General features: G+C 70.5%; 9 protein-coding genes. 7 read left to right on the plus strand and 2 right to left on the minus strand.

Features of this window, described 5'->3' with window-relative positions:
* Nucleotides 1-45 precede the first annotated feature (45 nt).
* From ACP4J0_RS07945 to ACP4J0_RS07960, 4 genes are all read left to right on the plus strand, one after another.
* The gene (locus ACP4J0_RS07945) at nt 46-2,655 is read left to right on the plus strand and encodes an ATP-binding protein (protein WP_426597902.1); all 2,610 of its coding nucleotides are present in this window, start codon (nt 46-48) and stop codon (nt 2,653-2,655) included.
* Nucleotides 2,652-3,335: a response regulator gene (locus ACP4J0_RS07950; RefSeq protein WP_426597903.1), complete on the plus strand. Its 684-nt coding sequence runs from the start codon at nt 2,652-2,654 to the stop codon at nt 3,333-3,335. The genes ACP4J0_RS07945 and ACP4J0_RS07950 overlap by 4 nt, the downstream gene beginning before the upstream one ends.
* Before the next feature lie 87 nt (nt 3,336-3,422).
* Nucleotides 3,423-3,821, plus strand: a complete 399-nt coding sequence (locus ACP4J0_RS07955; protein WP_073731801.1) for an OB-fold nucleic acid binding domain-containing protein — start codon at nt 3,423-3,425, stop codon at nt 3,819-3,821.
* Between the two features lie 3 nt (nt 3,822-3,824).
* A complete protein-coding gene (locus ACP4J0_RS07960) occupies nt 3,825-4,625 on the plus strand; it encodes a DUF3159 domain-containing protein (protein WP_426597904.1) in 801 nt (266 codons plus the stop codon).
* 242 nt (nt 4,626-4,867) lie between these two features.
* Here ACP4J0_RS07960 and ACP4J0_RS07965 read toward each other — a convergent pair whose 3' ends face one another.
* A complete protein-coding gene (locus tag ACP4J0_RS07965; protein ID WP_426521867.1) occupies nt 4,868-5,545 on the minus strand; it encodes a potassium channel family protein in 678 nt (225 codons plus the stop codon).
* Nucleotides 5,545-6,216, minus strand: a complete 672-nt coding sequence (locus ACP4J0_RS07970) for a potassium channel family protein (RefSeq protein ID WP_398131759.1) — start codon at nt 6,214-6,216, stop codon at nt 5,545-5,547. Before ACP4J0_RS07970 ends, ACP4J0_RS07965 begins: the two co-directional genes overlap by 1 nt.
* Before the next feature lie 550 nt (nt 6,217-6,766).
* Between ACP4J0_RS07970 and ACP4J0_RS07975 the strand changes: the two genes are divergently transcribed.
* The 3 genes from ACP4J0_RS07975 to ACP4J0_RS07985 all read left to right on the plus strand — a co-directional run bounded on the left by ACP4J0_RS07975 (nt 6,767) and on the right by ACP4J0_RS07985 (nt 12,432).
* Complete coding sequence (locus ACP4J0_RS07975; RefSeq protein ID WP_426597905.1) at nt 6,767-8,827, plus strand: APC family permease; 2,061 nt, start codon at nt 6,767-6,769, stop codon at nt 8,825-8,827.
* Between the two features lie 79 nt (nt 8,828-8,906).
* Complete coding sequence (locus tag ACP4J0_RS07980; protein ID WP_426597906.1) at nt 8,907-10,259, plus strand: class I SAM-dependent RNA methyltransferase; 1,353 nt, start codon at nt 8,907-8,909, stop codon at nt 10,257-10,259.
* Between the two features lie 739 nt (nt 10,260-10,998).
* Entirely contained in the window at nt 10,999-12,432 is a 1,434-nt protein-coding gene (locus tag ACP4J0_RS07985) for an ATP-binding protein (RefSeq protein WP_426597907.1), read from the plus strand.
* Nucleotides 12,433-13,073: the final 641 nt, after the last annotated feature.

Here is a 13,073-nt window from a genome sequence, read left to right on the forward strand (position 1 = left end):
AGGTCGACGCTGCGCACTCAGCGATGACCGGAAGACGATGAGGCCATGGGACGCGGCAAGCTTCGGATCTATCTCGGCGCGGCGCCGGGCGTCGGCAAGACGTACGCGATGCTGTCCGAGGCGCACCGTCGCACGGAGCGGGGCACCGACTGTGTCGTGGCCTTCGTGGAGCACCACGGCAGGTCGCGCACCGAGGTGCTGCTGCACGGCCTGGAGCAGGTGCCGCGCCGGGAGCTGGAGCACCGCGGCGCGCGCTTCACGGAGCTGGACCTGGACGCGGTGCTGGCCCGGGCCCCGCGGGTGGCCCTGGTGGACGAGCTGGCCCACTCCAACGTTCCCGGCACCCGCAACGCCAAGCGGTGGCAGGACGTCGAGGAGCTGCTGGCCGCCGGCATCGACGTCGTCTCGACCGTCAACATCCAGCACCTGGAGTCACTCGGTGACGTCGTCGAGTCGATCACCGGGGTACGGCAGCGGGAGACCGTGCCGGACGAGGTGGTGCGACGCGCGGACCAGATCGAACTGGTGGACATGTCGCCGCAGGCGCTGCGCCGTCGCATGGCCCACGGCAACATCTACCAGCCGGACAAGGTCGACGCGGCCCTGTCCAACTACTTCCGCCCCGGAAACCTCACCGCCCTGCGGGAGCTGGCCCTGCTGTGGGTGGCGGACCGGGTCGACGAGTACCTCCAGCAGTACCGCAGTGAGCACCACGTCTCGAAGATATGGGGCTCGCGCGAGCGCATCGTGGTCGGACTGACCGGCGGTCCCGAGGGCCGGACGCTGATACGGCGGGCCGCGCGCCTCGCGGAGAAGGGCGCCGGCGGCGAGGTGCTGGCCGTGTACATAGCCCGCAGCGACGGGCTGACCTCGGCCTCCCCGAAGGAGCTCGCGGTGCAGCGCACCCTGGTGGAGGACCTCGGCGGCACCTTCCACCACGTACTCGGCGAGGACATACCGGCCGCCCTGCTCGACTTCGCGCGAGGTGTCAACGCCACTCAGATCGTCCTCGGCTCCTCGCGCCGCAAGGCGTGGCAGTACGTCTTCGGCCCCGGAGTCGGTGCCACGGTCGCCCGCGAGTCCGGCCCCGACCTGGACGTCCACATCGTGACCCACGAGGAGGTCGCCAAGGGCCGCGGGCTGCCGGTGGCCAGGGGCGCGCGGCTCGGCCGCTCCCGGATCGTCTGGGGCTGGCTCGCGGGCCTCGGCGGACCGGTGCTGCTGACGCTGCTGCTCAACACCGTCCACCTCGGGCTCGCCAACGACGTCCTGTTCTACCTGGCGCTGACCGTGGCCGCGGCCCTGCTCGGCGGGCTGTATCCGGCGCTGGCCTCGGCCGCGGTCGGTTCCCTGCTGCTGAACTGGTTCTTCACGCCGCCGGTCAACCGGATCACCATCGCCGACCCGAGGAACATCCTTGCGCTGGCCATATTCGTGGGCGTCGCGCTCTCCGTGGCCTCGGTCGTCGACGTCGCGGTCCGCCGCACCCACCAGGCCGCCCGGCTGCGTGCCGAGTCCGAGATCCTCTCCTTCCTCGCGGGCAACGTCCTGCGCGGCGAGACCAGCCTGGAGGCGCTGCTGGAACGGGTCCGTGAGACGTTCGGCATGGAGTCGGCCGCCCTCCTGGAACGGGAGGACGACGTGTCGCCCTGGACCTGCGCCGGCCGGGCCGGGGCGGGTCCACCGGTCGGGCGCCCCGAGGACGCGGACGTGGACATGCCGGTCGGGGACCACATGGCCCTCGCGCTGACCGGCCGCGTCCTGCCCGCCGAGGACCGCCGGGTGCTGGCCGCGTTCGCCGCCCAGGCCGCGGTCGTCCTGGACCGGAGGCGCCTGCGCGAGGAGGCCGACCGGGCCCGCGCGCTGGCCGAGGGCAACCGCATCCGCACGGCGCTGCTCGCCGCCGTCAGCCATGACCTCCGTACACCGCTCGCCGGGATCAAGGCGGCGGTCACCAGCCTCCGGTCCGACGACGTGGCGTGGTCCGAGGAGGACCAGGCGGAACTCCTGGAGGGCATCGAGGAGGGCGCCGACCGCCTCGACCACCTGGTGGGCAACCTGCTCGACATGTCCCGCCTCCAGACCGGCACGGTCACGCCGCTGATCCGGGAGATCGACGTCGACGAGGTCGTGCCGATGGCGCTCGGCGGGGTGCCCGAGGGGAGCGCCGAGCTGGACATCCCCGAGACCCTGCCCATGGTCGCCGTCGACGCCGGTCTCCTGGAGCGGTCGATGGCCAACCTGGTCGAGAACGCCGTCAAGTACAGCCCCGCCGGACGCACCGTCCTGGTCGCCGCCAGCGCCCTCGCGGACCGCGTCGAGGTGCGGGTCGTCGACCGGGGGCCGGGCGTGCCGGACGAGGCGAAGGACCGCATCTTCGAGCCCTTCCAACGGTACGGCGACGCACCGCGCGGGGCGGGCGTGGGGCTCGGCCTGGCCGTCGCCCGGGGCTTCGCCGAGGCGATGGGCGGCACCCTGAACGCCGAGGACACCCCCGGCGGCGGCCTCACCATGGTGCTCACCCTCCGCGCGGCGGGCCCACCCGGACCGGCGGCATCACACCTCGCCGCAGAGCCCTCCGCCGCAGAGCCCTCCGCGACGGAGCCCTCCGCCACAGCGCACTCCGCCACCCCAGAAAGGCAGGCCGCCCGATGACCCGGGTGCTCGTGATCGACGACGAACCGCAGATCGTGCGGGCCCTCGTGATCAACCTCAAGGCACGGCACTACGAGGTCGACGCCGCCCACGACGGCGCCACCGCCCTCCAGCTCGCCGCCGCCCGCCACCCCGACGTCGTGGTGCTGGACCTGGGTCTGCCCGACATGGACGGCGTCGAGGTGATCAGGGGCATGCGCGGCTGGACCCGGGTGCCGATCCTGGTGCTGTCCGCCCGGCACTCCTCCGACGAGAAGGTCGAGGCACTCGACGCGGGCGCCGACGACTACGTCACCAAGCCCTTCGGCATGGACGAACTGCTGGCCCGGCTGCGGGCCGCCGTCCGCCGGGCCGAGCCGGTCCCGGGGGGCGAGGACGGTGTGGTCGTGGACACCGCCGAGTTCACCGTCGACCTGGCCGCGAAGAAGGTGCACCGGGGCGGGAAGGACGTACGGCTGACGCCCACCGAGTGGCACCTGCTCGAGGTGCTGGTGCGCAACACGGGGCGCCTGGTCAGCCAGAAGCAGCTGTTGCAGGAGGTGTGGGGGCCCTCCTACGGGACGGAGACGAACTACCTGCGCGTCTACATGGCCCAGCTGCGCCGCAAGCTGGAGGCGGACCCCGCACACCCGCGGCACTTCGTCACCGAGCCGGGCATGGGATACCGCTTCGAGAAGTGAGCGGGGGTCGAGGGGCCGGAAGTGAGCCTCGCGATACCGGCCCGGAGAGGGTGTCTGGCTGTCGGCGGGCCCCGGTACGCTTCAGATATGAGTGCTGCTCCGCGTTCCGACAAGCCGGTGGGCCGGTTCCGGCGCATGTTCGACCGGCTCTCCTCGTCACAGGAGGACCTGGAGTCCGAGGAACTGCGCGAGGACGCCGACACCGCCGGCTGCACCCGCATCTGCGACTGCCAGGACCGGCAGATCGTGTCGGTTACTGGTACCTTGCGCACGGTCACCCTGCGACCGCGCGCGGGCGTCCCGGCCCTGGAGGCCGAGCTGTTCGACGGCTCCGCCGCACTGGACGTGGTGTGGCTGGGCAGACGCTCCATCGTGGGCATAGAGCCGGGGCGCAAGCTCATCGCATCGGGCCGGATCTCCATGAGCCGGGGCCGCCGGGTGCTCTTCAACCCGAAATACGAACTGAGACCCCTCGGACGGGAGTAGCCGGTGACGTCGCTCGACAAGCCGACCGAAGACACCCAGGACACGGAAGCGGACAACGCCCGAGCGGTGACGGAGGCCGCGCTCTTCGAGGCGTTCGGCGGCGTGCGGGGCATGGTCGAGACGGTGCTGCCGGGCCTGCTCTTCGTCACCATCTTCACCCTCAACAACGACCTGCACATGTCGGCGATCGCGGCGCTGGCCGTGTCGCTGGTGCTGGTCGTGGTCCGGCTGGCGATGAAGGACACCGTCAAGCACGCGTTCAGCGGGGTCTTCGGCGTCGCCTTCGGCGTGGTCTTCGCGATGATGACCGACAACGCCAAGAACTTCTATCTGCCGGGCATGCTCTACACCCTGGGCCTGGCCATGGCGTACATCGTCACCTCGCTGGCCGGAGTGCCGCTGATCGGCCTCATCCTCGGCCCGGTCTTCAAGGAGAACCTCTCCTGGCGCACCCGCAACCCGGGCCGCAAGAAGGCGTACACCAAGGCCAGCTACGCCTGGGGCCTGATCCTGCTCGGCAAGAGCGCGATCCTCTTCCCGCTGTACTGGTGGGCCGACACCGAGCAGCTCGGCTGGGTCCTGGTCATCCTGAAGATCCCGCCGTTCCTGCTCGCCGTCTGGCTGACCTGGGTGTTCCTGGCGAAGGCACCGGCCCCCATCGACGTGTTCGCGGAGATGGAGGCGGCCGAGAAGGCCGAGGAGGAGAGGGCGGAACGGGAGAAGGCCGAGCGCGAGGCCCGGGAGGGCGAAGCCGTGGAGTCCGCCGCGGACTCCGCACGCGGCGGCAGGCACCGCAAGGACTGACGGCGTACGACGACGGTCGAGGGCGTACGACGACGGTCGAGGGCGTACGACGACGGTCGAGGGCGTACGACGACGGTCGAGGGCCCACGAGGTGGTCGACGACCGCATACGACGGTGGCCGACGGCATACGACGGTGGGGCGCCCGGGAATCTCCGGGCGCCCCACCGTCGCATGCGCGGGCCCTGCGTCCGCTCAGCGCACAGCGCACAGCGCACAGCGCACAGCGCACAGCGCACAGCGCTCAGCGCGCGGCGTCGCCGCGCCGCGCCGACAGCAGGTCCTCCAGCTGCTCCTCGCGGGCCTGCGCCGCCACGAACAGCAGCTCGTCGCCGGCCTCCAGGGAGTCCTCCCGGGACGGCGTCAGCACCCGGGTGCCGCGGATGATCGTGACCAGTGAGGTGTCCTCGGGCCACTCCACGTCGCCGACCTGGATGCCGGCCAGGGCCGACTCCTCCGGCAGCGTCAGCTCCACCAGGTTGGCGTCGCCGTGGCTGAAGCGCAGCAGCCGGACCAGGTCACCGACGCTCACCGCCTCCTCGACCAGGGCCGACATCAGCCGCGGCGTGGAGACGGCGACGTCCACGCCCCAGGACTCGTTGAACAGCCACTCGTTCTTCGGGTTGTTCACCCGGGCGACGACGCGCGGAACGCCGTACTCCGTCTTGGCCAGCAGGGAGACGACCAGGTTGACCTTGTCGTCGCCCGTCGCGGCGATGACGACGTTGCAGCGCTGCAGCGCCGCCTCGTCCAGGGACGTGATCTCGCACGCGTCGGCGAGCAGCCACTCCGCCATCGGGACGCGCTCGACCGAGATGGCGGTCGGCGCCTTGTCGATGAGCAGGATCTCGTGGCCGTTCTCCAGCAGCTCGCCCGCGATCGAGCGGCCGACCGCACCGGCTCCGGCAATGGCGACCCTCATCAGTGACCGGCCTCCTTTTCGGGACCCTTGGCGAACGCCGCCTCGACCTTGTGGACCTCGTCGGTGCGCATCATCACGTGCACCAGGTCACCCTCCTGCAACACCGTCTGCGAGGTCGGCAGGATGGCCTCCCCGAGCCGGGTGAGGAACGCCACCCGCACGCCCGTCTCCTCCTGGAGCCGGCTGATCTTGTGGCCGACCCAGGACGCCGAGGTGTGCACCTCGGCGAGCTGGACGCCGCCGGTGGGGTCGCGCCACAGCGGCTCGGCGCCCGAGGGGAGCAGCCGGCGCAGCATCTGGTCGGCCGTCCAGCGGACGGTGGCGACCGTGGGGATGCCCAGGCGCTGGTAGACCTCGGCGCGGCGGGGGTCGTAGATGCGGGCGGCGACGTTCTCCACACCGAACATCTCGCGGGCCACCCGGGCGGCGATGATGTTCGAGTTGTCACCGCTGGAGACCGCGGCGAAGGCGCCGGCCTCCTCGACGCCCGCCTCGCGCAGGGTGTCCTGGTCGAAGCCGATACCGGTGACCCTGCGGCCCCCGAACGTGGAACCGAGGCGGCGGAAGGCGGTGGGGTCCTGGTCGATCACGGCGACCGTGTGCCCCTGCTGCTCCAGGGTCTGCGCGAGGGCGGAGCCCACGCGCCCGCAGCCCATGATGACGATGTGCATCGCCTCACACCCCGCTTTCCGCGGGTCCGCCGGCCTCTGTGGATGTCCTGCTCATGTCTCTCTTTCGGCTCGCCTGGCGACACGTCGCGGCCAGTGTGCGGGCCGCGGGGGAACCATCATGCCGGTGCGTACCGGCGCTGACGCCTCTCGGGGCCCCGGGTAGCCGGATTCCCCGTCCGGGGAGCCGGATTTCCCTGTGCGCACCCAACGTATCGGCAAGCCTCCACGGGCCGCAGGGGCCGTCTCACCCTCTGGCGGACGGCCCCCGCCGGCCGATGCTGCGGACGCTGGCGAGAGTCAGGATTCCGAGGCCGACGAGTGTGACGGCGCCGCCGATCAGTTCTGCGATCAGGTGCATGGAACCTCCAGGGGCGGCAACGGCCGGGAAGCGAAAGGTAATCGCACGGTGCTTGTCATATAGGCACGCGAACCCGTTCACCTGCGGAATCCGCAGCCGCACCACCTCCGAATTCACCCGTAGAGCAGACGGTGGACGGATCGGGGGTGGCGGGTGGGCGGGCGCTCGTTCGAACCCTTACGATCCTCTGTTGTGTCCAAACTGACCGACGTGCCCAAACGGATTCTGATCGGGCGCGCACTGCGCAGTGACCGGCTGGGGGAAACGCTCCTGCCGAAGCGCATCGCCCTACCCGTCTTCGCCTCCGACCCGCTCTCCTCCGTGGCGTACGCGCCCGGCGAGGTGCTGCTGGTCCTGTCCATCGCGGGCGTGTCGGCGTACCACTTCAGTCCCTGGATCGCGGTCGCGGTCGTCGTGCTGATGTTCACGGTGGTCGCTTCCTACCGGCAGAACGTGCACGCCTACCCGAGCGGCGGCGGCGACTACGAGGTGGCGAACACCAACCTCGGTCCCAAGGCCGGCCTGACGGTGGCGAGCGCGCTGCTCGTGGACTACGTCCTGACCGTCGCGGTCTCCATCTCCTCCGGCATCGAGAACCTCGGCTCCGCGGTCCCCTTCGTCGTCGAGCACAAGGTCCTCTGCGCGATCGCCGTGATCCTGCTGCTGACGCTGATGAACCTGCGCGGGGTCAGGGAGTCGGGCACCCTGTTCGCCATCCCGACGTACGTCTTCGTCGCGGGCGTCTTCATCATGATCGCGTGGGGAGCCTTCCGGGGCCTCGTGCTCGACGACACCATGCGCTCCCCGACCGCGGACTACGAGATCAAGCCGGAGCACGGCGGCCTGGCCGGCTTCGCCCTGGTCTTCCTCCTCCTGCGGGCCTTCTCCTCCGGCTGTGCCGCGCTCACCGGCGTGGAAGCCATCTCCAACGGCGTCCCGGCCTTCCGCAAGCCCAAGTCGAAGAACGCGGGCAACACCCTCGCGCTCATGGGCCTGCTCGCGGTCACCATGTTCTGCGGCATCATCGCGCTGGCCGCCGCGACCGACGTCCGCATGTCGGAGAACCCGGCCACCGACCTCTTCCACAACGGCGTCCCGCTCGGCGCGGACTACGTCCAGCACCCGGTGATCTCACAGGTCGCCGAGGCGGTCTTCGGCGAGGGCAGCTTCCTGTTCATCGTGCTGGCGGCCGCCACCGCCCTGGTCCTCTTCCTCGCCGCGAACACCGCGTACAACGGCTTCCCGCTGCTCGGCTCGATCCTCGCCCAGGACCGCTACCTGCCGCGCCAGCTGCACACCCGCGGCGACCGCCTGGCCTTCTCCAACGGCATCGTGCTCCTCGCCGGCGCGGCCATGCTCCTCGTCTTCATCTACGGTGCCGACTCCACCCGGCTGATCCAGCTCTACATCGTCGGCGTCTTCGTCTCCTTCACGCTCAGCCAGATCGGCATGGTCCGCCACTGGAACCGCCACCTGGCCGCCGAACGGGACCAGGCCAAGCGCCGCCGCATGATCCGCTCCCGGGCCATCAACGCCTTCGGCGCCTTCTTCACCGGACTGGTCCTGGTCGTCGTGCTGGCCACGAAGTTCACGCACGGCGCCTGGGTCGCCCTGCTCGGCATGTGCATCTTCTTCGCGACGATGACCGCGATCCGCAAGCACTACGACCGCGTCGCCGAGGAGATCGCGGCCCCCGAGGACCCCGAGGAGCAGAGCGACGACATCGTGCGGCCGTCCCGCGTCCACTCCGTCGTCCTCATCTCCAAGATCCACCGCCCGACCCTGCGCGCCCTCGCCTACGCCAAGCTGATGCGCTCCGACACCCTGGAGGCGCTCAGCGTCAACGTCGACCCGGCGGAGACCAAGGCACTGCGCGAGGAGTGGGAGCGGCGCGGCATCGCCGTACCGCTGAAGGTCCTGGACTCTCCCTACCGCGAGATCACGCGGCCGGTCATCGAGTACGTCAAGAGCCTGCGCAAGGAGTCCCCGCGCGACGCGGTCTCGGTGATCATCCCCGAGTACGTGGTCGGCCACTGGTACGAGCACCTGCTGCACAACCAGAGCGCGCTGCGCCTCAAGGGCCGCCTGCTCTTCACCCCGGGCGTCATGGTCACCTCCGTCCCGTACCAGCTCCAGTCCTCCGAGGCCGCGAAGCGCCGGGCCCGCAAGCAGCAGGACTGGAACGCGCCCGGTGCGGTGCGGCGAGGTCCGGCGCAGCGCGACCGGGCGAAGGACACCTCGTCGTCGACGTAGACTGGACGGCTGCTGTCCTTTGACGTTCGTCTTCCGGCGATCGTCCTTCGTCGTCCCCGTTCTATGGAGTCACCCCGCCATGCAGGCAGAACCGAAGAAATCGCAGGCGGATTCCCAGGCGGTCTCGCTGGTGGGTGACGAGTACGAGGTCGAGGTCGGCCCCGTCGCCCACGGCGGCCACTGCATCGCCCGCACATCCGAGGGGCAGGTGCTGTTCGTCCGGCACGCGCTGCCCGGCGAGCGGGTCGTGGCCCGGGTCACGGAGGGCGAGGAGGGGGCCCGCTTCCTGCGTGCCGACGCCGTCGAGATCCTGGACGCCTCCAAGGACCGCATCGAGGCCCCCTGCCCCTTCGCCGGCCCCGGCCGCTGCGGCGGCTGCGACTGGCAGCACGCCAAGCCGGGTGCCCAGCGCCGGCTGAAGGGCGAGGTCGTCGCCGAGCAGCTGAAGCGCCTCGCGGGCCTCACTCCCGAGGAGGCCGGCTGGGACGGCACGGTGATGCCGGCCGAGGGCGACAAGGTGCCCGCCGGCCAGGTCCCGTCGTGGCGCACCCGGGTCCAGTACGCCGTCGACGCCGAGGGCCGCGCGGGCCTGCGCAAGCACCGCTCGCACGAGGTCCAGCCGATCGACCACTGCATGATCGCCGCGGAGGGCGTCAGCGAGCTGGGCATCGAGCAGCGGGACTGGACGGGCATGGAGTCCGTCGAGGCGATCGCGGCGACCGGCTCCCAGGACCGGCAGGTCATCCTGACCCCGCGGCCGGGCGCGAGGCTCCCCATCGTCGAGCTGGACCGCCCGGTCTCGGTGATGCGGGTCGGGGAGAAGGACGGCGGCGTCCACCGCGTCCACGGCCGCCCCTTCGTCCGCGAGCGCGCCGACGACCGCACCTACCGGGTGGGCAGCGGCGGTTTCTGGCAGGTCCACCCGAAGGCCGCCGACACCCTCGTCAAGGCGGTCATGCAGGGCCTGCTCCCGCGCAAGGGCGACATGGCCCTCGACCTGTACTGCGGAGTGGGCCTCTTCGCCGGCGCCCTGGCCGACCGCATCGGCGACAAGGGCGCCGTCCTCGGCATCGAGTCCGGCAAGCGCGCGGTCGAGGACGCCCGGCACAACCTCGCCGGCTTCGACCGGGTGCGGATCGAGCAGGGCAAGGTGGAGGCGGTCCTGCCGCGCACGGGGATCGACGAGGTCGACCTCATCGTCCTCGACCCGCCGCGCGCGGGGGCGGGACGCAAGACGGTGCAGCACCTGGCGTCGCTGGGGGCGCGGAGGATCGCGTACGTGGCGTGCGACCCGGCGGCGCTGGCGCGGGATCTGGGGTACTTCCGGGACGGGGGGTACCGGGTGCGGACGCTGCGGGTGTTCGATCTGTTTCCGATGACCCACCACGTGGAGTGCGTCGCGATCCTGGAGCCGGTCAAGAAGGGCGCCTGACCTGCGGGTTCTCCGTTCTCGGCCGGTTCTCGACCTGTTTCCCGGTACCCAACAGGTTGAGCGGGACGCTCAGTGCCTGACCTGCGTTTTTCTGTTGCGGAGAGCGCTGCGACGGGTGACGCGTGCCCACTGGCGGGGAATCTTGACGCTCATATGACGCTCGAACCGCCGGCGGACAGGTGGGCCGGCGGTTCCATGCGGTGGCTGTCACTCGCCAGAACGGTGCTCCTGCATGAAGGGCTGTGAGCAGCGTCGCCGGCGACTCCTCTGATCACCTAGGGTGATGCGCAGTGCCGCAGGCTTGGGCTGCTGCGGCTCTCGGCAGGGGATGGCGAACCTCGGCATCGACCCGGTGGAGCTCGGCGAGCCCACCTTGGGGACGGCCCGTCGGCGTGACCTGCCGTGCGGAGGCTGGTTCACGACTCAGTCCCTGTCGTACAGCACGTCCGCCCCTTCTTGCCGTGGTCGAAGTGGTTCCCGCCGTTCCACCTTCTCTGAAGGTGGAACCTGTGCGTGTGTGCGGCGGGCGTGCGGGCCGATGGACTTCGGCCGGCCAGCACCACGGCTGGCCGCCGTAGCACCTGATGCGGGCCGCTACTTGCGTCGACGTGCGGATCCTCAAGGCGCACCAGCGCCAGTCGGCTCTCCTTGGTGTGGTGTGTCTCGCAGTATGCTAGGCGGTGACTAAGTAAGATTCATTCTATGTAAGATGTGAACTGCTTTTCTGGATGGAGTGCCGGTGGATTTCAAGGGCAGAGCGGCCGATCTCGATCTGCTGGCGCGACAACTTGGCCAGGTGACGGACGGCTCCGGGGCCACCCGGGGGCGGGCTGTGATCATGATGGGGCGGCGGCGGGTGGGCAAGTCCCGCCTGGTGCAGGAGTTCTGTGACCGTTCCGCAGCCCCGTACGTCGTCTTCCAGGCGACCCGGGGCCGTAACCCCGAGACGGAGCGGGCCGACTTTGCCACGGCACTCGCGCAGTCCCCGCTGCCGGGCGCGGAACTTGTGGCCGGCCTGCGGGCCACGGACTGGAACCAGGCTCTGCGCTCACTGGCGCTCGCGGTCCCCGACGACGTCCCGAGCATCGCGGTGATCGACGAGGTGCCGTGGTTGGTGGAGCAGGACGCGGAGTTCGAGGGAGCGCTGCAGACGGTCTGGGACCGCCACCTGTCCGCCAAGCCGGTGCTGCTGATCCTGGTCGGCAGCGACATGTCGGTGATGGAGGCGCTGCAGTCGTACGGGCGCCCCTTCTTCGGCCGGGCCGGGAAGATGCTGGTGCGGCCGCTGCACCTGGCCGATGTGCAGACGATGACCGGACTCGGGGCGGCGGACGCGGTCGACGCGTTGCTGATCACTGGGGGCTTCCCGGAGATCGTCCAGTCCTGGCCGGCGGGGATGGCCCGAGTGGACTTCCTGCGCGAGGCCGTGACGAACCCTCTGTCGCCGCTGCTGGTGGCCGGAGAGCTCTCGCTCCTGGGGGAGTTCCCGGAGGCGTCGCACGCGCGGGCGGTGCTGGAGGCGGTCGGCAGCGGCGAGCGGACCTTCTCCACCATCGCCGCTCAGGCCGGCGGAACCGGCGCCCTGCCCTCAGGCACCCTGTCCCCCCTGCTGAACGCGTTGCAGGCCAAACGGGTCGTCGCGGCCGACCTGCCGCTGTCCACGAAACCGGACACGAAGAACAAGCGTTACCGCATCGCCGACCCCTACCTCCGGTTCTGGCTGGCCTTTCTGCGGCGGGGAATCCCTCTCATCGAACGCGGGCGCGGCGACCTCGCCCTGGAACGCATCGAGCGCTCCTGGACCACCTGGCGGGGACGCGCCGTCGAGCCGGTCATCCGCGATTCGCTGTTGCGGCTGCTGCCTGATGAACGGTGGCCGCACACCGAGGCGACCGGCGGCTGGTGGAACCGCCAGAACAACCCCGAGATCGACCTGATCGGAGCCGACCGCGAACCGGTGGCGGGTGCGGTGCACTTCGTCGGTTCCGTCAAGTGGCTGGAGTCCCAGCCTTTCAGCAGGCGCGAGTACGACGCCCTGGCCCGAGATGTCCTCGCTGTGCCGGGGGCCGGGCCGGACACACCACTGGTCGCCGTGTCCCGCAGCGGAGTGTCCGACGGGCTGCCACTGGCAGCCCACTGGGGGCCCGAGGATCTCGTCCGCGCCTGGCAGTGAGTCACCCCCGACTGCCGGGCAAGTCTGGCTGCTGATGCGGCAGGCAGGTGAAGCTGGTTACGGATGGGTTCTCGAGAGGCGGCTGAGCCGTGGAACTCGTCATGGTCCTGGAGGGGAACTGCGGCTGCTTGCCGGAGGGCGGACACAGTCAGCCGATCGGCAAGATCAGCGTTGAGAACTCCACGGTCCTGTCGTTGAACTCCTCGACGGGCAACCGCGGCTGCCAGGGCAGTCGCGCGGGCAGCTGTAGCGCCAGCAGTTCGACCGTCGCAGACGTCGTTCTGTCCTCGGCTCAGGTAGGTGGACCTCATGCTCCTGCTGGTGCGGCGGAGGTGTCATGGGTGGGGACTCGTGTGTGTCAACAAAGGCTGTCGGCGACGGCGAGTGGAGGGGGACGCCGGATCCGTACGGTGACCGGCCTCTCCTGACCACTGTCATGACGGAGGGCTACGATGCCGTCCCCCAGCCGGAACGCAGTCGGCTGCGGAGCTACCTCGAAGCGGTTGCCGGGGCCCGTTCGGCGCCGGTGCATACCGCCGTCGCCTTCAACGCCGTGTACTTCGGGTACGACCCAGGTGGCGACGGCTATGGCGGAAGCCCGCTGCACCTCGACGACTTCCCCGTCATCACCTTCGGAGAGC

The sequence above is a fragment of the Streptomyces sp. WG7 genome (assembly GCF_049975785.1).
GTDB lineage: Bacteria > Actinomycetota > Actinomycetes > Streptomycetales > Streptomycetaceae > Streptomyces.

Bases quoted from the DNA above. Each gene is read 5' to 3' on its own strand.
- ACP4J0_RS07965 (WP_426521867.1), bottom strand. From the start codon at position 5,545: ATGAGGGTCGCCATTGCCGGAGCCGGTGCGGTCGGCCGCTCGATCGCG.
- ACP4J0_RS07955 (WP_073731801.1), top strand. From the start codon at position 3,423: ATGAGTGCTGCTCCGCGTTCCGACAAGCCGGTGGGCCGGTTCCGGCGC.
- ACP4J0_RS07945 (WP_426597902.1), top strand. From the start codon at position 46: ATGGGACGCGGCAAGCTTCGGATCTATCTCGGCGCGGCGCCGGGCGTC.
- ACP4J0_RS07970 (WP_398131759.1), bottom strand. From the start codon at position 6,216: ATGCACATCGTCATCATGGGCTGCGGGCGCGTGGGCTCCGCCCTCGCG.
- ACP4J0_RS07980 (WP_426597906.1), top strand. From the start codon at position 8,907: ATGCAGGCAGAACCGAAGAAATCGCAGGCGGATTCCCAGGCGGTCTCG.
- ACP4J0_RS07950 (WP_426597903.1), top strand. From the start codon at position 2,652: ATGACCCGGGTGCTCGTGATCGACGACGAACCGCAGATCGTGCGGGCC.